A 20,726-nucleotide genomic window follows, 5' to 3' on the forward strand; every position below is an offset into this window, starting at 1 on the left:
AATTCATAATCCTTGTATTATATTTTCTAAATATAAAAGGATCCCTAAAATCCATAATTATGAATCTACAGGGAACCTTGAAATTGGCAAACTTATTTTTAAAATTCAGCACAACAAAAATATGCAATCTCAAATAAGTTTATCCATAGACGGGAAATTTACGGCTTCCTGTAGAAACTCCTAAACCAGATTATTAGGATTATATGGATGCTCCATTTGTATTTGTTTCTGATATAATTATATTAACATATGGAATTGTATAATTCAATATATTAACTTCAATTTATCTTGTAATATTCGTATAAATTGAAATTGTAACATCATTTATATGAATAATATTCGTATCATATCGAACATTATTATTAGATGAATAAGTTCAAAGCACTCAATTCTAAAAACTATATAAAACAAGGAGGTATTCAAAAATGAAATTAGTATGCATAGGGGATAGTTTAACTTCCGGATATGGTGTTGTCAACGATGATAGCTGGGTATCGCTTATAAAAGAGCCTCTCCAAATGGAAGTCTTAAATAAAGGTGCAAATGGAGATACCACTTCTGGAATGTTATCACGTTCTTATGAAGACGTAATAAAAAATCATCCGGATTATGTAATAATCATGGGTGGATGCAATGATTTTATGAGTAACAGACCCTTAAAGATGGTGACAGATAATTTAACCTTAATTGTAAAAGAAGCTTCAACTTCAAAAATAACTCCAATAATAGGAATAGAACCTGCCGTAAATAAAACTATAGCTGAAAAAAAGTGGGATAGTATCCTTGATTATGAAAAAACAATTCAACTTCAGGAAGATTATAGAAAGTGGATAATACAATTTTGCAGTGAAAATAATTTTCACTACATAGATTTTTATAATTGTTTTCTGGAAAAGTTGAAAGATACAAGTGCTCACCATTTATTTATAGACGGTTTACATCCCTCACCATTAGGACATAAATTGATGGCAGAATGTACAATAAATTTATTTAAATCTTTAGTGTGAATATTTATATATATGAGCTATTCTTTATTGACATTTCGTACACAAAATGATACATTTAAGATGTAATATGAGTTATATATCACTTATTAAAGATATATAACATATAATATATTAATATTGTATAGGAGGATTTGTTAAAATGAATACTACTTCCTGTTTTTCTAAAATACCTGAAGATTTACAAAAACAGATTGGAGATTTAATTTCTAAATCCGGATTGTCAGCAAAAGATTTTATAAAAGAATTAGCTTATTGTTATAATATAGAGGATGCAAAGTCAGATTCAATAGTACTTGATTACTCAAATTACTGGAATAGTTTTGTGGATTAAAAATATACCTCATAACATAGTTATGAGGTATATTTTTAATAATTTAGCAATTTGATCTTCAAAATAATTTAACAAGATAATATTTCCACATAGCTGGTACTTCTCTAATGTAGCCGCTAATTTCTTCCTTTCTATGTGAAGATACAAACACTCCTGAATAGCTTCCGTTTATATGCTGACTCTCAGCCATCAGAGACGCCCTTTTTAAATGGTATTTATTGGATACTATTACTGCACTTTTAAATCCCATTTCATCCATTGCTTTTTTGGAGTTTATTAGATTCGCCATAGTAGATGCGGATTTGTCTTCCATTATTATTTTTGAGCCATCTATTCCTTTAGATACTAAGTATCTCTTCATGGCCTCAGCTTCAGATATATTTTCGCCAGTACCCTTTCCTCCAGATACAATAATATATTTTCCATAACCACTATTATAAAGAGCGAGTCCCCTATTCAATCTCCACACTAAAAATGGACTGGGAGTAGTACCATATACTCTACATCCGAGTACAATTATACAATCTGATTTTTCTGGCTCCGCGTTTTCCCCAAAAAAAATTATTTGAAATCCCGTTAGCAAAACAGCTACAAATGCTATAGTGGTAAAACACAGCACAAATTTCAATTTCCCGCTCATACAAAAACCACCTATCACCTTATCATCTACAATATCATAGTTTATTGGAAACGGAATTTCAACCTTATATTCTTATATTTATTAGTTTATTCATGCCTGCAAGTGATTAAAGCATAGCAAACCTGAATATAAAAAGTGCTGCAAGTACATATACTATTGGATGAACTTCCTTGTATCTTCCTGTAACTACTTTAACTACGGGATAAAATATTATTGCTGCTGCAATACCATTTGCTATACTATAACTAAAAGGCATAAAAGCTATGGCAAAAAAAGCTGGCAGAGCTTCTGTAAAATCATCAAAGTCTATTTTAGTAACTGCTCCCATCATAAGTACTCCTACAATTATAAGAGCTGGAGCTGTAGCTTCAGTTGGAACTATGCCAACTAGTCCTGAAAAAAACAATGAAAGTATAAACAATATTCCTACAGTAAAAGAAGTAAGTCCGGTTCTTCCTCCTGCCGTAACACCAGCAGTAGATTCTACGTATGTGTTAACGGTGCTTGTCCCAAGTAAAGATCCTATAGTAGTTGCCAGGGCATCTGACAAAAGAGCCTTATGCATATTTTTAACTCTTCCATTCTTATCTACCATGCCGGCCTTTTCCGCCGTTCCCACAAGAGTACCTATAGTATCAAACAAGTCCACTAAAGTAAAAGTTATAATTACCATAATCAAACTGGTAATGGCACCTACTGCACCAGCTTTTCCTATTCCCAAAAGTCCCTTAAAATCAAAGGCAAAAAGTGTAGGTGAAAGTGAAGGTGGAGTACTTATAACTTGTATACCTGAAGTATGGGTTACTCCAAAAGGTATTCCGATTATAGTAGTTAAAATTATTCCAATGAGTATTGAACCCTTGACTTTTCTTGCCATAAGTACAGCTGTAATCAAAATGCCTATGATTGCAAGAAGTACATGTGGAGTTGTCAATTTTCCAAAAGCCACCAAGGTAGCAGGATCGGATATTACAATTCCTGCATTTTTAAGACCTATAAGAGCTATAAAAAGCCCTATACCACCTGATATGGCCAATTTTAAATTGTGAGGAAGAGCATCCACAATTTTTTCCCTTATAGATGTAACTGTAATTATTATAAATATTATTCCTGAAACAAGAACTGCTGCCAGTGCCTGCTGCCACCTATAGCCCATTCCTATACAAACACTATAGGTAAAAAATGCATTTAACCCCATACCAGGTGCCTGCGCAAAAGGAAGATTTGCATAAAGTGCCATGACAAAAGTTCCAATAGCCGCTGCTATACAAGTTGCTACAAATATTGATGCAACTACAGGATCATTAATTGCAGAAAGTCCAGCTTTAACAGCCGCATCTCCCATAAGATTCTTGCTGTTCATACCAGCCTGCATAAGTATGCTTGGATTTACAAAAATTATATAGGCCATGGTAATAAAAGTGGTAATGCCTGCTAGAATTTCTGTTTTTACATTAGTATTGTTCTCGGTTAACTTAAAAAATGAATCCAACTTAGATTTTTGAACTTCCATGTCGATACCTCCAAAATAAAAAATTTCTAATATGAATTATGGGATAATCCAAATTAGAAAATACTTAAAAAATACTTTCTTCCCGGAATTCACTCATAGTCAAAGGTTTTGGCCCCCTGGTAGAAACTCTTGAACCATATTATCAAGATTATACGAATGTTCTTCTAAAGAATTTATTAAATTTACGTAATTATATTACCATCATATATATAATAAGTCAACACGTTTCCCTAAAATAAGTTTACTAATATTCTTACATACTAAGACTATATGAATCATATCGCCTATATAGTTCGTTACATGTCGAATGTTGTAGTTTATCATCTATTCTTACCCACATATAGTGCTGCTAATATTATAATTATTATCAGAAAAGGCAGTGAAAACACTATTTTAAAAATAATACCAATTACAGCCATAATAAGAGCTATGAATATTACCATACCTACAATTGGAAGCACTACAATTCCTATCACGGATAATACAAGATACAATGTCAAAATTACAAATAAAATACAAAATAAGGTTATCATAAATCATCCCCCCAATCTGATTTTTTACAATTCCTATTGCTTTCTACTTCGTCGGCTATAATATACCTATATCTATAATCAATATTATATAGGCTAAACACAATTTCGTCTAATTCTTTTTCCAATACAGCTTTTTCCCTTTTTTCACACATTATTTTACGTACTAACTTTTCCACCTTCATCATATCCTGTAAATTACACTTATATATAGGTATTTGATCTAAACTATATTTTTTAATCTGAGGGGTTGAATGAAGATTTGTTATTAAAAAGTTCAAATAGTACCACTGTATTAATGTTGAATTCAAAATTCCCAAAACATAATAAGCAGAAATCTCCCTGTTTTTGCTTATTATGCCATATAGGGATTGTTCTATTATACATCCTTCAGGATCCAGTGCTGCTATTAAACTCTTCCCTGTTTTTCTTATAATTATTTTATTTTTACTGGCAAGCTTTTTTATATCCTTGGTTCCGCCTTTTATATTCCCAGGAATAAAATCATAATAATAGTTGCCTAATACTTCAAATTTTCTTATATTTTCACCTTTTATTACTTTAACTTGATTGTGGTGAATTTTATTTGAAGTCATCTTGCTGCTATATCCTATAAATCCAGTAAAGGTATTACATATGTCAGAAAGTATCTTACTCTGTTTTTCAATGCACTCCTTTATGGCCAAACTTTTAATATTATAACAATATGAAAACTCAAAATTCAAATTTTTCAAATATTGCTGCTGACTTATAGTATAAATTCTCTTTTTACATACGTCTATTTTCACCTTATTTTGACTTTTATAACTATTTTCAGCTATAATAATCATGGAATCAGCATTTACTTCTGGAAATTTTATTTCAAAAACCAGATTCAATATATTATAATTTTCAAGCAGGTTCTTTCTAAAATCTTTATAGTAAAGATTACTGGCCAACCTATCTGGTATTATAAATCCAAATCTTCCATGAGGTTTTAGAAGTCCCACGGATCTTTTTATGAAGTATTCATACAAATTAGGTAAATATGTATTTCCACCGTAGTTTTTATTATAATAATCCATTAATTTATCTTTTATATTTTTTTTATATTTCCTGCTCAATGATATCCATGGTGGATTTCCCAGTATATAGTCATACTTTTTTCTCCAAAATTCACCTATATCTTCAGATTTCAAATCTCCCCATTCTTTTTCACCATGTCCCCTTTCCCATTTTATTAAACTGTTGCAGCATATGATGTTATGCTTAAGATTTAAATTAATTCCACTTTTATTGAATAAATTTATTTTTGCCAGGTTTATGGCAAAACCGTCTATATCTGCACCATATATACATTCTTTAAGTATGTGATAACTTAAATTGGAATACTGCCAGTATTCCATGCCCTTTATATATTTAACCCCATTTTGATCTTCAACCCTATAATTTTTATCTTTAAAATCATATCTAATAAGTTTTAAATTCTCGCTAAACTTTTTCATTAGAACTTCATATACTTTTATTAAAAAATATCCGCTGCCACAAGAAGGATCCAATATCTTCACAAAAGGATTTTTTTTAACATCCAAATTGGACATAATATTTTCTACTATATAATCCACTATATAATGAGGTGTATAAAAACTTCCTTTTTCCTTTCTTTCTTCCCTATCCATAGATTTTTCATAAACTTCACCTAATACAACAGGTTCCTGCTTCTTCATTAGAAACTGTCCTCCTCTTTATTGAATTTTCAATTCACAGTTCCCTTAAGAATAACCTGAACAATCTCAGATTTACTGTGAACCCTTATGGGAGGCCCCCAGGTTCCAAATCCTGAAGAGACTATAATATTAAAATTGCAGTCTCTTAAATATCCCCAATCAATTTTAAATTTTCTTTTAGTTATAAGATTCAAAGGATAAAACTGACCTCTATGAGTATGACCGGAAAACTGAACATCTATTCCTGAATTTTTACAATTTTCCAATTCCACTGGCTTATGATCTACTGCTATCAATAATTTTGTTTTATCACATTTATCTGTCAATTGAAAAATATCTTTTCTGTTTTTACCTGTAAAACTTTTACAAGCCATGTCATTTCGACCTATTATATAAAATCTATCATCTACATTTTTCACTTCATCTACTAAAAGTTTTATATTTAATCTCTCATATATTTTTGTCATATATCTTGTATTTTTGCCTATATACTCATGGTTTCCAAACACCGCATATACACCATAAGCAGTATTTATATTTTTTAGCGGTGTGAGGATGCTTTCCAAAGTCCTTAGATTCACATCGTCATCTATAACATCCCCTGCCAAAATAGCCAAATCAGGCCCTAGAGAGTTTATGCTTTTTACCAATTTTTCCAATTTGTTTTTACCTACTATTCTACCTGCATGAATATCGGATACCATTACCACGTTCAATTTTTCAATGCCATCTATATTCTTTTTAACCTGCAGGTTATATTTTGCCAACCTTATTACATTGGCATTATAAGTGCCAATTATTAAAATAATACAGATTATTGTCATTGAAATAATATAAAATACAGCTTTCATCTTGCCTTGATTTACAGTATTTAAAAAAGGCAAAAAATAATTGATTAAATTGACAGTCTGAAATATTATTGCAGCTATCATAAAATAGAGAATTACAGCCAACCAGTAACAACCTATCAAATAGAATATTCTGCTGATAAATTCAGGCATGAATTTTTTTAAAAACCTTCCTATAAAAAAGGATAATACAATAACTACAAATATAACCCAGTAAATATATGAATTTATAGATGGTATAAAATATTTAAAAGTTTCAAGAATAGTTTTTCCAATATATAAATTTACCCCGGCAAATATAAATATTGACAAAATGCCAATCGCGTATATCATAAAATCACCCTGTTTGTAATAAAGTTTTAATTTATTTTGCACATTCTGGTGGAAATTCAGAATCAGAAGAAATTACTGTTTTCTTTTGTAATTTCAGTTTTTTAATTTCAAATGCCAAAAATACGGCTGTAAGAATAGAAGATACTCCGTCGGAAACAGGCCCTGCCATCCAGACTCCATTTAGTCCAAATATTTTAGGTAATATCAATAACATTGGTATAAGAACTATTACCTGCCTTAAAAGTGCCAGGAACATGGATATCTTGGCTTTTGCTATAGCTTGGAAAAAATTAGAGCTTACTATCTGAAACCCTACTATGGGGAATAAAATCATAAATATTCTAATGCCATTTACTGTTATATTAGTTAAATTGACATCTGTTTTATTAAAAAGACCCACTAGTGCATAAGGGAAAATACGGGCACCTAGTGCTCCTATTGTGGATATACTGGTAGCTGCTATAATAGCCAATTTAAGTGCACTTTTCACACGTGTGTACAATTTTGCTCCATAATTAAATCCGATTATTGGTTGAGCACCCTGGTTGAGTCCAAATATAGGCATAAATATCATAGTTGTTATACCGTTTATTATGCCCATGGCTCCTATGGCCAAATCACCGCCGTATATTGCCAGGCTCTTGTTTAATATCACATTTACAAGGCTAGCCGCCAGCTGCATGGCAAATGGTGACATGCCTATGGAAAATATATTCTTTATTGTTTCTACTTTTAAAATCAAATTTTCTTTCTTTATTTTAAGCAAGCTATTTCCCTTTAAGAAATAATAAAGCACCCATATCATATTTATACCCTGAGAAATCACAGTAGCTGAAGCTGCACCTCTTATACCAAAATGAAATAAATATATAAATATATAATCTAAAATTATATTGGTTATGGCACCTATGAGCATTGTGGTCATGGCCTTCTTAGGATTTCCTTCTGAACGTATTATATTATTAAGTCCAAAGCCTATTATTTGAAATATGGAACCTGCAATTATTATAATTATAAATTCCTTGGCATAAGTCAATGTATTGCTGCTCGCTCCAAATGCCACAAGCATTGGTTCCACAAATACAAATCCTAAAATGGTAACTATTATACCTACTATAATGAGAAGCACAAGTGCATTACCCAATATATGTTCCGCTTCACCCTTTTTATTCTGTCCCAATTTTATAGATATATTTGCAGCAGCACCAATTCCAACCAACATACCAAAAGCCATTATAAGTATTCCAATGGGGAAGGTCAAGCTTACCCCGGATATAGCCATTGCACCTACAACTCTTCCTATAAAAATCCTATCTATTACAATATACATGGAGTTTACCAACATACCGATTATAGCCGGTATGGAAAATTCCAGCAATAATTCACCTACTTTTTTATCCCTTAATTTAATTGAACGTTCCAAATAAGCATTACCTCCTATAATAAATTTTTATATAGCTTTTTTAACCAATACAACATCATCTGTTTTTCTGTTTTGGAAAAATCTTTTTCCAGTACTTTTTCAACTTCATCATTTACTTTTATACATTTAAAGGTAATATCCCTACCTTCTTCTGTTAAGTAAATTCTATTTATTCTAGCATCCTCTGAATCTTCTTTTCTCTTTACCCATCCTTTTAAAGCCAAAGTATTCACCAATGATGTGATTGAAGCCGGTCGTATTTGAAGTTTCTGTGACATCTTTTTCTGAGTCAGTCCATCTTCCATCAATAATTGTATAAGTACCCCAACCTGTGATGTAGTTAAATCATATTTTACCAACTTTGCATTATGCAGATTTGTCATATTCCTATATATCAATCTCAACCAATGGGTTATAAGACCATTACATGCCCCACAGTCTAATTTATCTTCCATTTAGTTAGCCTCCTAATCAATTGTACAAAATATAATTATATAATAATGTATTAGTAATGTCAATTTTTTTTTAATTTGAGGATTGATAAAATTCGTAACATATATTAAACAGAATTGTCATAACTAGTTAACAGTTTTGACATATAACTGTAACAAATAAAATCTATTATATAATCATAATATAAGTTCTAGAGATTTTTCAAGGAGGAATTTTAATATGGATAATTATGATGAAAACCAGGATACTACAAAAATGAATATAATATCCCGCTACAAAAATAAATTATTTAAAAATCACTTTAAAGGTAAAAGAGTTTTATCCTATATATCTGTAGCGCTGATATCCAGCTTAATAGGCGGTTTTTTATCTGTTGCAGCTTTTTTATACGTAATCCCGAATACAGATTTTTTCAAAAATACACCTCTTTACGAAAGTATGAATTTATCGGAAGCCAAAGCTCCTCAAACCCAAGCTTCCCCTATATCTACTTCAAGTAAAAATGGTCTTACCATAACAGAAATAGCGAAAAAAGTAAGCCCTGCCGTAGTAGGTGTATCCACTAAATCCATTTCTGAATCATCAGATATATTTGGTTTTTCAGAAAATCAAAACAACAATAATGGTAATGAGCAAGATGGAATGGGTTCAGGAATAATAATAAATTCTGATGGGTATATACTTACTAATTATCACGTAGTAGCGGGCGCTCAAAGTATAAGTGTAATACTGAGCAACAAAAAAGAAGTGGCTGCTAAAGTTGTAAATTATGACGAAAATCAAGATTTAGCTGTAATACAGGTAACTACTAAAACTCAGATGCCAGCAGTGGCAGAACTCGGCAACTCTGATAATGTTCAAGTAGGCGATTCGGTAGTTGCCATTGGCAATCCTCTTGGCAAAGAGCTTTTAGGTTCTGTCACAAGTGGTATTATAAGTGCTACAAACCGACAAATCAACGTTGGAAATACTACTCAAAGTTTTTTGCAGACAGATGCAGCTATAAATCCAGGAAATAGTGGAGGAGCTCTTGTAAATTCACTTGGACAGGTAATAGGGATAAATTCCGCTAAAATAGGTGGAAACGGAGTTGAAGGTATAGGATTTGCCATTCCAATAAATACTGTAGCTTCCAAATTAAACGGCCTTTTGAAACCCATATTGAAAATTGGAATTGAATGTATAGATATTGATTCCAGCTTATCGCAGCAATATAACATACCCCAGGGTGTTTACGTAAAACAAGTTGAACAATCCAGTGCAGCCGAAAATGCCGGACTGAAAACAGGCGACATTATACAAAAATTCGATGGTAAATCAGTCAAAACCGTAGATGAGGTAAACCAGATAAAATCTACCCATAAATCCGGTGATGTAGTTTCAATAGTAGTTTACAGAAACGGAGCTACCAAAACACTGGAGTTAAAATTGACAGAATAGGATATTTTAAAAAAGGGTTGATTTAAAATTTATTTTGAATCAACCCTTTTTGTTATTAACAATGAATAATATATAATTAATAGTTACCAGCTAAGACAAGCCTCTGTTTTTTTTAATCCTCAAGTATACAAAATAACCTATACTGAATAAAATTCCCACAAGGCTCATTAGCTGGGCAATTCTTATATTTCCCAGCATTAAGCTATCTGTTCTGAATCCTTCTATAAAAAATCTTCCTAAAGAATATAAGCCAATGTACGCTGCTATTATAGAACCTTTTTTATGCTTTTTTCTAAAAATATATATTAAAATGACACACACAATCAAATCCCAAATGGATTCATATAAAAATGTAGGATGATAATAAACACCATTTATGTACATTCCCTTTTGTATAAAAAGAGGAAATTTACTTATGAATTCATAAGTTACTGGGCCTCCATGGGCCTCACCATTAAAAAAATTTCCCCACCTGCCTATTGCCTGGGCAAGTATTATAGAGGGTGCTGCAGAATCCACTAATTTTATGAAGTCCATTTTTTTATATCTGGTAAATATATAAGCAGCCAGCAACCCAAATATGAGCCCACCGTGAATTGCTAGCCCCCCCTGCCTTATATTTATCATATCCATTATACTGCCTTCATAATATTTAAATTGAAAAATAACATAATAGGCCCTTGCACCTATAATTGCAAATGGAAATGACACTAAAAATACATCTATCAAATCATCAAAATTATATTTTTTATACTTACAATTAAAATTAGCCAATAAGATGGCTGCCAATACTCCTGAAGCTATCATGATTCCATACCATCTTATTGCAAAACCATTAATGGAAAAAGCTATTGGATCCATAAATATTACAACCTTTCCTTAAATTTATCTATCATTTAAAATAAAAAACACTATAGTAATTGTAGCAAAGTATCAATACTTTAGCAATTTAACAGATTATTTCGGTCATTGTTTTGCCAAAGCAGTTACAATAGGCGCAGCGGTTAATACAGCAGTTAATATAATTAATACTATAATAGTTATCCATCCAATTGCATTTTTGGTTTTACTATTTATGTACTTTCCCATAATTTCCTTATTATTTACCATAAGCATCATGCAGATTAAAACTACCGGCAATAATACACCGTTTATTACCTGTGACCATAATGTTATCTGAATTAAAGGTGCCTTTGGAATCAATATAATGACAACTCCTATAATAATTATAATGGTAAATAAGGTAAAAAACTGTGGTGCTTCCTTTAATGTTTTATCTATACCAGCTTCAAAACCAAATGCTTCACAAATATAAAATGCTGTAGCCAGTGGTAGTATCGTAGCTGAAAAAATGGAAGCTATAAAAAGTCCAAATGCAAAAATCTGTGAAGCAAAAACTCCTGCAAGAGGTTTCAATGCTACTGCAGCATCTTCAGCCTCTTTTATTTGGATTCCGCCTTTATGAAGTGTGGCCCCGCAAGCTACGATTATAAAGAAAGCAACTGCAACTGTAATAATACTACCTGCAGCAACATCCCAAATTTCATATTTAAGATCTTCAATCTTAAGACCTTTTTCTATAACCGATGACTGCATGTAAAATTGCATCCATGGAGCAATGGTGGTTCCCACCATACCAATAACCATACTTATATAATTAAAATCAACTTTAACAGTAGGATGAATTAAAGCAGTCCCTATTTCATGCCAGTCCGGTTTAGCAAGAAATGCAGAAGCAACATAGGATAATAAAAATATGCTAAAAATCAAAAATATCTTTTCAGTGGTTTTGTATGTGCCCTTTACTACCAGAATCCACACTGCAACAGCAGCCAGGGGTACTGATATATATTTACTTACTCCCAAAACCTGCATGCTGCCTGCCACACCTGCAAACTCAGTAGCCGTATTTCCTATATCTGCAATAATCAGGCCAATGAATATAAAAAAAGTTATCTTGACGCCAAAATTTTCTCTAATTAAATCTGCCAGCCCTTTTCCTGTAACTATACCCATTCTGGCATTCATTTCCTGCACCACAAAGAGTACGATAAAACATGGGATTAGTGACCAAAGCAATTTATAACCATAAGTAGCCCCTGCTACAGAATATGTTGTAATACCACCTGCATCATTATCTACACTGCCTGTTATAATCCCAGGCCCTAAAACACTTAAAAATATAAATAGATTTGTCATCCAATTTTTTCTTTTTGCATTCATCTTTATCACCCCTCCATTACTTCAATTTCCTATTATGTTTAATAAGTTCATAAAAAATATCATTTATATATGCAATTCCCATTAGGTGGATATATTTATCAACTACAGGCACAGTAAATAGATCATATTTTGATATAACTTTTACCAAATCTCTTATTTCGTCTGTATCCTGTATATATATAATCTCTTTATTCATAATATCTTCTAATTTTTCGTCTGCGGTAGAAACAATTAAATCCCTTAAAGATATTTCTCCAATAATTTTATTGACATTATCCACAATATAAACATAATAGACCTGGTCAATTTCTTCTGTAGATTTACGAATATCATTCATTGCATCAGCTACGGTATAGTCAGCAGGACATGATATGAAATCAGTATTCATAATACTTCCCACTAGATATTCGTCATATTCCATAAGTTCCCTTATTTCATCTGAAGATTCTTTTTCCATTTTATTCAATAATTCCTCTGCCCTGTTTTCATTTAATTCATCCAATACATCAGCTGCTTCATCTGCCGGCATTTCTTCTAGTATATCAACTGCCTTATCTGTAGATAAAGTTTTAAGTAATCTCACCTGTACATCTTCTTCTAATTCTTCTAACACATCTGCAGCTTTTGTATTATCCAAACTTGCAAAAATAATTTCTCCTGTATTTGAGTCAAAATCTTCAATTATATCCGCTAAATCCGAGGGATGAAGTGTGTGTAATTTATTATAGGTTTTGGAAAGCAAGATATTTTTTGAAGTAAACGCTGTTTGAACGTTATCCCACAATATGAGTTTACTTGATACTTTAAATCCTAACCTTTTTAGCGGTTTGGCAATTCCAATCCGTCGCAGCAGTCCATCCATACCGATATCTACTGCTGCAATAAACATTCCTGAAGGCACTATAGCCAATCTGATATCGTTGGCTCTAACTACTTTTCTTCCATTAACATCAACGATTTGTTTATCCAAAACATACTTTTTCAGCAGCATGTTGTTGCTTATATCTTTATCTACAACTTTATTACATATTAAAACATATTGTCCTTTTCCTTTAGAAATATTAATACTATCAAAATCAATAAATTTTACTCCCGCTTTTGTTTTAACAGCAGCCATAGTAACTTTAGGATTTTGAAAATTCACATCAACAGCTAAATCCTTTAAAGTTCCTATTACATCTTTATTAACCGTAAAAATCTTATTGCCTAATATTCTGCTTAGGTAAACACTTCTAAATTGCATTGAACTCACTCCTCTTTTTTGGGGCGCACAATGCAATGTTTAAAGTTTAATGTAGGCACACCCCTATTATATTCTTTAATAAGTTCCCAAATCTTATTCTATTATGTTTATACTCCGGTCCGCTGTCCATTAAACTTATCACTCTCCATAATTTAAAATAGTAATATTTACTTTAAAATTAATCCATAAAATAAAAAAAAAGCTTTTAAAAGCTCGTCAAAATAACACATCATTATTCCTTCGTTGAGCTTTAGCACTATGTGGCTTTGAGTTAAACTCAGCTATATTAAGTAAAACCTTAATCCGGCAGTACTTGTTGACCCATTGGCATCTCTCGATGTTTTTGGGCATTAGCATATATCCTATACATAGGAGCCTCACCTAACAATATTATTAAATTTTTATAAAAGCATATTATTTCATCTTCAGCTAATAACGATCCAATATCTATTATATATATATAAGATTTAATTGTTAATACTTTTATTTATTAAAAATATGTTAAAATAAAAAACACTAAGCATAAGACCTAGTGTTTTCAATCCATAAGTAAATCTATAAGCCGAGTTCTGTATTATATTTTTTAAGGTTATTATAATAATATAAAAAAGAGCTGATCAAAAATAGGTCAGCTCTTTCCTTTGGTTAAAGGATACAATCAAAAAAACATAGATTGAGAAACATTATATCACAATCTATTTGTTAATCAATAGAAAGTTTTTGGAAATGTCTACATAAAGCATAACTCCAGCTTTCAAGCCGGAGTTTTTAATTGCTAAATAAAATTTTTAATAATCTTCCACCTGCTCCTTTAATTCTCTAGCATAACTGTTCTTATAATGTATAAACTTAATTATGACTACATTATACAAGGAGTGATATAAATGCGGAAAAATTTTTATATAATTATAACATCTTTACTGATTATAATAAATTTAGCAGGCTGTGGAACTCAGCAACAATCTAACAATGTTAAAAACAAGGTTCAAAATATAGAGAATAAAACTAAAAACGATTTAGTAGAACTACCTAAAGCTCTAAAAACTGATATGGGCCCAGGCAAATTTTATATATCTTCATCATCCAATACATTTAAAGATGGAAATATTCCGATTATAAATATTAAGAAAAATACTTCATCTCAAAAAGTTGAAATAGTCCCAAGTGAGTTTAATAATAAATATCTAAGCTATATATTTATAGACGGTATTTTTAACTCTAGGAAACAATTATCCAATAATAAAACAAATATAGAGTTAAAGGGAAATGATATCAAAGCTGGCAAACATAAAATAGATATTATTCAATTTAATAATAATAAAACAACCGATACGGTTCTTACTCACAAAATCTCATATTACTATATTAATATAGTATAGCAACAGCCCCGATTTCTCGGGGTATAATTATTTCTGTGTCGGTTAAAAATTATGCTATAATAATTATTAGAAACATATCTTAAAGATAGACTTAAAATTAAAGGTAAATCTTCAGTTGGCAAGTTAACTGAAAATGAAATATCTATAACCACTGAAGAAAAAAACTCAAAAAATTAAAATGTACCCATGCCTAAGTACATTTTAATTAACTAAAAACCTTAAAAACAATTTTTTAAAACCGTGACGGCTTCTTTTAAATACATTATACCACAATTTATTATTTCAAATCATATTTCCTCAATAATATGGATCTTAATTATATGTAAATATTGAATATATTCTAATTAGTATGATTTAAAATAATATTTAAAAAGCAAAAGGATTCTCCCAAAAGGAGGAAAATCTAGGATTTCTAAATTATTTTTGACGACAAAACATATGTTTCTCACGTAGAGCTATGAGACTTTCCCATGGTCGCTTTATAGTCAATACTTTCATAAAATCCTTCCTCAAATTACTAGAATAATAAATTGAATTCTGTAAATAATAATTCACATAAGGTTATCAATATATTAGAAATATTAATATATAGCAACAATATGTTGATACTTATTTGTGCTGGGGATGATGAATCCCCAGTGTTTAAACTTCCCCCAGATTCCTATATTAAATAACATATATTTTTTTACTTTAATTAATTATTGTTCCAGGGATTTTCACCCCTGGCTTTTTCTTTGTAAAATTTTTGATTTACGAATTAATTAGCTTAACATCAGGTCTAAAACATTTTGCTGCTCCACCATCAAATTCTACATGACCTGTAAAACCAATATCAGTTATTTTATGCGGTAATTTTTTATCAAATCTAGTGTCACAGCAATATGATTTGGTAGATATTCCTGTACTCTTGTACCATTCATTTCACTTCCTTTTGCTGTTAAAATTAAATCATGAAATAATTACACTACTTCATTTGTTATTTATTTGGCAACTAAATGATATTATGATTTTAAAAAGGTGTTATTACGGCAGCTTTTAATCAAATAATGAAAGAGCTTAGAGCAGCTAAAAATATAACTTTAGATGAGCTTGCAAAAATTTTAAATACAATTAAATCTACTCTATCCAGATATGAAAATAATTTACGAATACCAAATATTGATTTTGTAAACCAATTAGCCGAGTATTTCCAATGTTCTACTGATTACCTACTTGGTAATACTAACATTAAAAACTCAAATGATTCTTCTAGCAAAATAACTGAATCCCTAAATGATGATCCGGAGTTAGCTCAATTCTGGGATGAATTAAAAGAAAGAGAAGATTTAAAACTACTATTCAAGCAAACTAGGAATATGGATCCCAACGATATAAAAAAATAATCAGAATTATAAAAGCAATTGAGGATGCTGATGATATGGCTAAACTTGCCTATATGATAGGACTGGATATGCAGTATACATATATGAAACATCCGCTGATTCTGTAGCAAATAAATTATATGGTACTAAGTAGATTACTCAATTTTATGATTTTGAGTTTTTATTTTTACCTAATGGAGAAAATTTTATAATTATAAGTTTATATTAGATAATTATCCATTAACTCTATTAATTATGTGATCAAATATATAAAATTTTCTAAACATTTACTTGAATAACCAGTTTTTATATTATATAATGTAAAAGTTGGTATATAAATGGTAAGGAATTTAAAATATATGGAAAAACTATTAGAAGAATTAAGAGATAAATTAAATAAAATGCTCGATTCAAATAAATATACAAATGAGGAAATATTAGAGGTAAGTCAGCAATTGGACAAGCTCATTGTATATTATTATAAATTAGGAAAAAAATATTAAACTTAATCTAAAGTATATTTCTTTAGGTTAAGTCTAATATTCTTACAGATTATGCAGGAAAAATAAAATTATTATAGAATATATAAAATAATGTGTATTTAAGCTGTTTTCACAAAATTATAGGAGGTTATAGAAATGAAATCTTTCAAGAAACGTCTTTTAAAGAAATCTACGAAAATGGTAGGCTCTATAGCGCTATTTCTAGGTTCACTCGTATTATTTCCAAATTCACTTCTTAGCGGACATCAACCGAAATGTCCCGATGAGCTTTTGAAGTAACTAGATGAGGTTTTTCCTTGGATTATTTAATAATATATCTATGGGAAAACCTAAAACATGCATGGGAGAAAAATATGGGCATTGTAAGAGAAATATTATCAGACGGAATAGAATCTATACTTTTTTTGATACTCTTTGAATCATTATATGATAATAAAACATTTATACGGAAAAATAGAATTAAAACGATTTATTTTTGCATATTATATACTATTGCTAGTTATTTTAGTACATATTATGTTACTAAAATCTATCATACATTAATAATTTTAATATTTTGCATTCTACTATTAGCTTATATTACAAAAATAAATTTTTCCATTTCATCTGTAATATTTTTTTCATTTCTTTCAATAATTTTTGTTACTGAAAGTCTTACCGAAATTATTGAACTGTTTATACTTAATATAAATTTAGATCAATTATTTTTAATTCAAAAATATTTTTGGATCTTTTTAATAATATCCAAACTACTTCAAATATTTATAATATTAGCTATCTTTAAATTTAATAAATTTTCCATTAAAGATAAAGGTACTTCTATGTCCAGTTTAATGCTTCAGGTAGGAATGCTCGGTTTTTTTATATTTATTGTAAATTTTAGCACATTCAATATGAAGATCACAAAGCTATATAACATCTTAATTTTTATTTTATATCTTATATTTTTAATAATAGGACTTAAAGAGCTAAAAAAGCACGAAAAATTTATAAACATAAAAGCAAATTATAAGATTCAAGAACACCAAATTAAAAATATGGAAGAAATAATTAGTATAATCAGACAGGAAAAGCATGATTTTGCTAATCATATTAATGTTATATGGGGACTTTGTTCATTAAATAGACCAAATACCGTTGAAAGAATAAAAAATTATGTAGATGGAATCTCAGACAATCTCCATTCATCATTCAAGTACATAGCCACAGGTAATGACTATTTGGATGGATTGTTATCTATTAAAAATAACTACGCAGTTAAAAATAATATAAATTTTGATATAATGATTGATGAACCTTTTAGCAAACTAAAGATTAAAGAAAACGAATTGATAAGTATTATAAGCAATCTTGTAGACAATGCGTTTGAATCATTTCAACCTGAATCCAATATTGAAAGTAAAAAAATAACCTTTGATACTTTTATTGAAGATAATAAATTTTATATTGAAATCTCTGATAATGCCAGCATGATCCCTAAAAATATACAAAATAAAATTTTTGAAAAAGGTTTTTCCACAAAAACTGAAAAATCAGGTGACCATGGATTTGGCCTATATATTACTAAACAATTAATTGAGAGAAACAATGGCTGTATATCGCTAGAAAGTAATTCTGAAATAACTAAATTTTTAGTCTCATTTAAAATAAAGGGTGATGATAAATGAATAAACTTATAGCTTGTTTAGTAAAAAAAATTTCTGAATCTAACCCTGAATTTTCAGAACTACAATTAAGAAAAATGGAATATGGATTAGTTTGTACTTTTGATGAAATTACAAAATTAATACCTTATTTTATTATATTCTGGATATTTTCTTTACAAAATTATTATATAATTACCCTTTTATTTTTTTGCCCCATTAGATTATTTTCAGGTGGATACCATGCAAAAACTTATTGGGGTTGCTTTTTTATTAGCTTTATTATATTTTATATAATAGTTACTGCTGGTAAATATATGATAATTAATAATATTTTTATAATATTTTTATTAAGTATTTCTTTTATATTAATTTGTATTTTCTCTCCTGTAGATAATATTAATAAAAAGATAAAAAGCGAAAGTCGACGAAATCAACTTAGACATTATTCAATATTAATTACTATGTTGCTAATTATAATGTGTTATTTTATTTCAAATAAATTCTTATCTACTGCTGTAATTTCAATTATTACTGCAACATTAATGATGCTAATAGGTAAATTAAATATAGGAGCATAATAGTAAAATACATCTCCTATATATTTTTCAATTTTATAAAGAACATAAGTTTGTATTAAAGGAGGAATTCTATTGAAAGGCGGAGTTAGAAAACGTGGCAAAACCTGGAGCTGCTATTTTTATATTGGTGAAATAAATAGTAAAATGCAACTCTTTTACTCCAGGAGGGGAATGATTTAAAAGTTATCCAGGAATGTTTTGGTCATAAGGACATTTTCACTACTGCAAATATATATTCCCATGTAAATAAGAAAATGCAAAAGCGGGCCACAGATAGTATATCAAAACTAATTCAGGGATGATTACGGTGGCAAATCGGTGGCAAAATCAAAAACACTAAGCTGTAAGCCCAGTGTTTTCAATGGTTAAGCAAATCTATAAGCCGAGTTCTGTATTAGACAATCATCTATCTAGGCCCATTGTTACCAATAAGCTCCAGCGATACTACCCGAAAGCAAAGCGGGCCACTTTTTTATGCTTTCCTATTCGATCTTGCTTCAGATGGGGTTTACATAGCCGCAAAGTCACCCCTGCGCTGGTGAGCTCTTACCTCGCCTTTCCATCCTTACTACAGGACAAAACAAGATATTCTGTTACCTGCAGCGGTATATTTCTGTTGCACTTTCCTTCAAGTCACCCTGACTGGGTATTACCCAGCACCCTGCCCTATGAAGCTCGGACTTTCCTCTCCTGTAATTCTACAGCAGCGATTGTCTGATTTACTTACGATATTCATAATATCATAGTTAATGTTATATTACAATAGTATCTTAAAATTTCACCTTAGGTACTTTATTATTTATCATGGTAATGTATTATTCTTCCACAATTGTCGCAATAAACTATGTCCTTATTATTTTTAATATCATCTATAGTTATAGCAGATACTTTCATTCTACATCCAAGACACACTCCATTTGATAATTTTGCAGCTCCTGTACCTTTAACTGAGCATAATTCATTAAACTTATCCAATAATTTTTTAGGAACTTTTTTTTCACAATTTAATATATTGTCTTCAGCTATTTTTATATCTTCTTTAGCTTTGATTATTTTTTCATTAATGATTTTCTTATGATTATAAAATTCATCCTTTATATCTACTAATTTTCTGCCGCTGATTTCCCTTTCTTTTAATGAGTTTTCTTCCTCATACAACGCATTTAGGCTGTCTTCTTCCAAACTTTTTATCTCATGTTCTTTTAGCTTAATGGATTTTTCCAATGTATTTATAAATTTCAAATCATATTTTAAATTTCCATAAAGCTTAGCTTCCTCTAGGTCCATTTCCTTTTTCAAATTATTCAGTCTTTTATCCAATTGTTCAATATTTTGCCTAACTTCTTTAAGTTTAGAGTCTATAATCTTATATTTTGCCTTTTCCTGTTCAAACTCTTTTTTCATTTTTCTCATAAAATTATTATTTGATTCTTCTTTTAGGGCTTCTTTTGTCTTTTTTATGGTCTCTTTATTTTGCTGAATTTTCAAAAGTAAATTTAACATTCATTTCCTCCCTATGTGTTTATTAGCACGACATTTTTAACAGTTCTTGCTGGTACACTCAAATCC

At 30.0% G+C, this 20,726-nt stretch carries 20 protein-coding genes, 1 other RNA gene, 1 pseudogene and 3 riboswitches; of the genes and pseudogenes, 10 read left to right on the top strand and 12 right to left on the bottom strand.

Annotation, left to right across the window (positions count from 1 at the left end):
• Positions 1 to 126 precede the first annotated feature (126 nt).
• Positions 127 to 227, bottom strand: a riboswitch (purine riboswitch).
• Between the two features lie 198 nt (positions 228 to 425).
• Together AB8U03_RS01720 and AB8U03_RS01725 are read left to right on the top strand one after the other, a co-directional pair.
• Positions 426 to 1,007 carry a GDSL-type esterase/lipase family protein gene (locus AB8U03_RS01720; RefSeq protein ID WP_369702804.1) on the top strand — a complete coding sequence of 194 codons (582 nt, stop codon included), beginning with the start codon at positions 426 to 428 and terminating at the stop codon, positions 1,005 to 1,007.
• A gap of 139 nt (positions 1,008 to 1,146) precedes the next feature.
• Positions 1,147 to 1,338 carry a hydrolase gene (locus AB8U03_RS01725; RefSeq protein ID WP_369702805.1) on the top strand — a complete coding sequence of 64 codons (192 nt, stop codon included), beginning with the start codon at positions 1,147 to 1,149 and terminating at the stop codon, positions 1,336 to 1,338.
• Between the two features lie 58 nt (positions 1,339 to 1,396).
• Here AB8U03_RS01725 and AB8U03_RS01730 read toward each other — a convergent pair whose 3' ends face one another.
• The 7 genes from AB8U03_RS01730 to AB8U03_RS01760 all read right to left on the bottom strand — a co-directional run bounded on the left by AB8U03_RS01730 (position 1,397) and on the right by AB8U03_RS01760 (position 8,786).
• Positions 1,397 to 1,978 (bottom strand): YdcF family protein, encoded by a 582-nt coding sequence (locus tag AB8U03_RS01730; RefSeq protein WP_369702806.1) that lies wholly within the window; start codon positions 1,976 to 1,978, stop codon positions 1,397 to 1,399.
• 106 nt (positions 1,979 to 2,084) lie between these two features.
• Positions 2,085 to 3,491 carry an NCS2 family permease gene (locus AB8U03_RS01735; protein WP_369702807.1) on the bottom strand — a complete coding sequence of 469 codons (1,407 nt, stop codon included), beginning with the start codon at positions 3,489 to 3,491 and terminating at the stop codon, positions 2,085 to 2,087.
• A gap of 76 nt (positions 3,492 to 3,567) precedes the next feature.
• Positions 3,568 to 3,667, bottom strand: a riboswitch (purine riboswitch).
• Positions 3,668 to 3,811: 144 nt separating this feature from the next.
• The gene (locus AB8U03_RS01740; protein WP_369702808.1) at positions 3,812 to 4,024 is read right to left on the bottom strand and encodes a hypothetical protein; all 213 of its coding nucleotides are present in this window, start codon (positions 4,022 to 4,024) and stop codon (positions 3,812 to 3,814) included.
• On the bottom strand, positions 4,021 to 5,727 hold the full coding sequence (locus AB8U03_RS01745; RefSeq protein WP_369702809.1) for a TaqI-like C-terminal specificity domain-containing protein: 1,707 nt from the start codon (positions 5,725 to 5,727) through the stop codon (positions 4,021 to 4,023). Before AB8U03_RS01745 ends, AB8U03_RS01740 begins: the two co-directional genes overlap by 4 nt.
• Before the next feature lie 29 nt (positions 5,728 to 5,756).
• Positions 5,757 to 6,908: a metallophosphoesterase gene (locus tag AB8U03_RS01750; protein WP_369702810.1), complete on the bottom strand. Its 1,152-nt coding sequence runs from the start codon at positions 6,906 to 6,908 to the stop codon at positions 5,757 to 5,759.
• Between the two features lie 31 nt (positions 6,909 to 6,939).
• The gene (locus tag AB8U03_RS01755; RefSeq protein ID WP_369702811.1) at positions 6,940 to 8,331 is read right to left on the bottom strand and encodes an MATE family efflux transporter; all 1,392 of its coding nucleotides are present in this window, start codon (positions 8,329 to 8,331) and stop codon (positions 6,940 to 6,942) included.
• A gap of 14 nt (positions 8,332 to 8,345) precedes the next feature.
• Positions 8,346 to 8,786 carry a MarR family winged helix-turn-helix transcriptional regulator gene (locus tag AB8U03_RS01760; protein ID WP_369702812.1) on the bottom strand — a complete coding sequence of 147 codons (441 nt, stop codon included), beginning with the start codon at positions 8,784 to 8,786 and terminating at the stop codon, positions 8,346 to 8,348.
• A 253-nt stretch (positions 8,787 to 9,039) separates the two neighbouring features.
• Here AB8U03_RS01760 and AB8U03_RS01765 point away from each other — a divergent pair, with 253 nt between their 5' ends.
• The gene (locus tag AB8U03_RS01765; RefSeq protein ID WP_369703017.1) at positions 9,040 to 10,224 is read left to right on the top strand and encodes a S1C family serine protease; all 1,185 of its coding nucleotides are present in this window, start codon (positions 9,040 to 9,042) and stop codon (positions 10,222 to 10,224) included.
• A gap of 90 nt (positions 10,225 to 10,314) precedes the next feature.
• On the opposite strand, the gene lgt is transcribed toward AB8U03_RS01765, so the two are convergent.
• The 3 genes from lgt to AB8U03_RS01780 all read right to left on the bottom strand — a co-directional run bounded on the left by lgt (position 10,315) and on the right by AB8U03_RS01780 (position 13,690).
• The gene (gene lgt / locus AB8U03_RS01770) at positions 10,315 to 11,085 is read right to left on the bottom strand and encodes a prolipoprotein diacylglyceryl transferase (protein WP_369702813.1); all 771 of its coding nucleotides are present in this window, start codon (positions 11,083 to 11,085) and stop codon (positions 10,315 to 10,317) included.
• 105 nt (positions 11,086 to 11,190) lie between these two features.
• Positions 11,191 to 12,447 carry an Nramp family divalent metal transporter gene (locus AB8U03_RS01775; RefSeq protein ID WP_369702814.1) on the bottom strand — a complete coding sequence of 419 codons (1,257 nt, stop codon included), beginning with the start codon at positions 12,445 to 12,447 and terminating at the stop codon, positions 11,191 to 11,193.
• A gap of 16 nt (positions 12,448 to 12,463) precedes the next feature.
• Complete coding sequence (locus tag AB8U03_RS01780) at positions 12,464 to 13,690, bottom strand: magnesium transporter (protein WP_369702815.1); 1,227 nt, start codon at positions 13,688 to 13,690, stop codon at positions 12,464 to 12,466.
• A gap of 227 nt (positions 13,691 to 13,917) precedes the next feature.
• A riboswitch (M-box (ykoK) riboswitch) is annotated at positions 13,918 to 14,086 on the bottom strand.
• Positions 14,087 to 14,574: 488 nt separating this feature from the next.
• On the opposite strand from AB8U03_RS01780, the gene AB8U03_RS01785 reads away from it, so the two are divergent.
• The 7 genes and pseudogenes from AB8U03_RS01785 to AB8U03_RS01815 all read left to right on the top strand — a co-directional run.
• Entirely contained in the window at positions 14,575 to 15,069 is a 495-nt protein-coding gene (locus AB8U03_RS01785; protein ID WP_369702816.1) for a hypothetical protein, read from the top strand.
• Positions 15,070 to 16,115: 1,046 nt separating this feature from the next.
• Positions 16,116 to 16,451 carry a helix-turn-helix domain-containing protein gene (locus tag AB8U03_RS01790; RefSeq protein WP_369702817.1) on the top strand — a complete coding sequence of 112 codons (336 nt, stop codon included), beginning with the start codon at positions 16,116 to 16,118 and terminating at the stop codon, positions 16,449 to 16,451.
• 338 nt (positions 16,452 to 16,789) lie between these two features.
• Entirely contained in the window at positions 16,790 to 16,933 is a 144-nt protein-coding gene (locus AB8U03_RS01795; RefSeq protein ID WP_369702818.1) for an aspartyl-phosphate phosphatase Spo0E family protein, read from the top strand.
• A 135-nt stretch (positions 16,934 to 17,068) separates the two neighbouring features.
• The gene (locus AB8U03_RS01800; protein WP_369702819.1) at positions 17,069 to 17,212 is read left to right on the top strand and encodes a cyclic lactone autoinducer peptide; all 144 of its coding nucleotides are present in this window, start codon (positions 17,069 to 17,071) and stop codon (positions 17,210 to 17,212) included.
• A 74-nt stretch (positions 17,213 to 17,286) separates the two neighbouring features.
• Positions 17,287 to 18,600 carry a sensor histidine kinase gene (locus AB8U03_RS01805; protein WP_369703018.1) on the top strand — a complete coding sequence of 438 codons (1,314 nt, stop codon included), beginning with the start codon at positions 17,287 to 17,289 and terminating at the stop codon, positions 18,598 to 18,600.
• The gene (locus AB8U03_RS01810) at positions 18,597 to 19,157 is read left to right on the top strand and encodes an accessory gene regulator B family protein (protein ID WP_369702820.1); all 561 of its coding nucleotides are present in this window, start codon (positions 18,597 to 18,599) and stop codon (positions 19,155 to 19,157) included. Before AB8U03_RS01805 ends, AB8U03_RS01810 begins: the two co-directional genes overlap by 4 nt.
• 158 nt (positions 19,158 to 19,315) lie before the next feature.
• Positions 19,316 to 19,459: pseudogene (locus AB8U03_RS01815) on the top strand (tyrosine-type recombinase/integrase); the annotation flags it as partial.
• Positions 19,460 to 19,519: 60 nt separating this feature from the next.
• Here AB8U03_RS01815 and rnpB read toward each other — a convergent pair.
• Positions 19,520 to 19,883: RNase P RNA component class A (rnpB, locus tag AB8U03_RS01820), an RNA gene on the bottom strand.
• Positions 19,884 to 19,952: 69 nt separating this feature from the next.
• The gene (locus AB8U03_RS01825; protein ID WP_369702821.1) at positions 19,953 to 20,660 is read right to left on the bottom strand and encodes a zinc ribbon domain-containing protein; all 708 of its coding nucleotides are present in this window, start codon (positions 20,658 to 20,660) and stop codon (positions 19,953 to 19,955) included.
• Positions 20,661 to 20,726: the final 66 nt, after the last annotated feature.

Origin of the sequence: Clostridium moutaii (assembly GCF_041205085.1) — a bacterium.
Taxonomy (GTDB): Bacteria; Bacillota; Clostridia; order Clostridiales; family Clostridiaceae; genus Clostridium_B; species Clostridium_B moutaii.

What these genes read in the sequence shown, in the direction of transcription:
- AB8U03_RS01800 (WP_369702819.1), top strand. Translation starts at nt 17,069, where the DNA reads ATGAAATCTTTCAAGAAACGTCTTTTAAAGAAATCTACGAAAATGGTA.
- AB8U03_RS01780 (WP_369702815.1), bottom strand. Translation starts at nt 13,690, where the DNA reads ATGCAATTTAGAAGTGTTTACCTAAGCAGAATATTAGGCAATAAGATT.
- AB8U03_RS01785 (WP_369702816.1), top strand. Translation starts at nt 14,575, where the DNA reads ATGCGGAAAAATTTTTATATAATTATAACATCTTTACTGATTATAATA.
- AB8U03_RS01740 (WP_369702808.1), bottom strand. Translation starts at nt 4,024, where the DNA reads ATGATAACCTTATTTTGTATTTTATTTGTAATTTTGACATTGTATCTT.
- AB8U03_RS01725 (WP_369702805.1), top strand. Translation starts at nt 1,147, where the DNA reads ATGAATACTACTTCCTGTTTTTCTAAAATACCTGAAGATTTACAAAAA.
- AB8U03_RS01790 (WP_369702817.1), top strand. Translation starts at nt 16,116, where the DNA reads ATGAAAGAGCTTAGAGCAGCTAAAAATATAACTTTAGATGAGCTTGCA.
- lgt (WP_369702813.1), bottom strand. Translation starts at nt 11,085, where the DNA reads ATGGATCCAATAGCTTTTTCCATTAATGGTTTTGCAATAAGATGGTAT.
- AB8U03_RS01775 (WP_369702814.1), bottom strand. Translation starts at nt 12,447, where the DNA reads ATGAATGCAAAAAGAAAAAATTGGATGACAAATCTATTTATATTTTTA.
- AB8U03_RS01720 (WP_369702804.1), top strand. Translation starts at nt 426, where the DNA reads ATGAAATTAGTATGCATAGGGGATAGTTTAACTTCCGGATATGGTGTT.
- AB8U03_RS01825 (WP_369702821.1), bottom strand. Translation starts at nt 20,660, where the DNA reads ATGTTAAATTTACTTTTGAAAATTCAGCAAAATAAAGAGACCATAAAA.
- AB8U03_RS01735 (WP_369702807.1), bottom strand. Translation starts at nt 3,491, where the DNA reads ATGGAAGTTCAAAAATCTAAGTTGGATTCATTTTTTAAGTTAACCGAG.
- AB8U03_RS01765 (WP_369703017.1), top strand. Translation starts at nt 9,040, where the DNA reads ATGAATATAATATCCCGCTACAAAAATAAATTATTTAAAAATCACTTT.
- AB8U03_RS01750 (WP_369702810.1), bottom strand. Translation starts at nt 6,908, where the DNA reads ATGATATACGCGATTGGCATTTTGTCAATATTTATATTTGCCGGGGTA.
- AB8U03_RS01760 (WP_369702812.1), bottom strand. Translation starts at nt 8,786, where the DNA reads ATGGAAGATAAATTAGACTGTGGGGCATGTAATGGTCTTATAACCCAT.
- AB8U03_RS01745 (WP_369702809.1), bottom strand. Translation starts at nt 5,727, where the DNA reads ATGAAGAAGCAGGAACCTGTTGTATTAGGTGAAGTTTATGAAAAATCT.
- AB8U03_RS01805 (WP_369703018.1), top strand. Translation starts at nt 17,287, where the DNA reads ATGGGCATTGTAAGAGAAATATTATCAGACGGAATAGAATCTATACTT.
- AB8U03_RS01810 (WP_369702820.1), top strand. Translation starts at nt 18,597, where the DNA reads ATGAATAAACTTATAGCTTGTTTAGTAAAAAAAATTTCTGAATCTAAC.
- AB8U03_RS01730 (WP_369702806.1), bottom strand. Translation starts at nt 1,978, where the DNA reads ATGAGCGGGAAATTGAAATTTGTGCTGTGTTTTACCACTATAGCATTT.
- AB8U03_RS01795 (WP_369702818.1), top strand. Translation starts at nt 16,790, where the DNA reads ATGGAAAAACTATTAGAAGAATTAAGAGATAAATTAAATAAAATGCTC.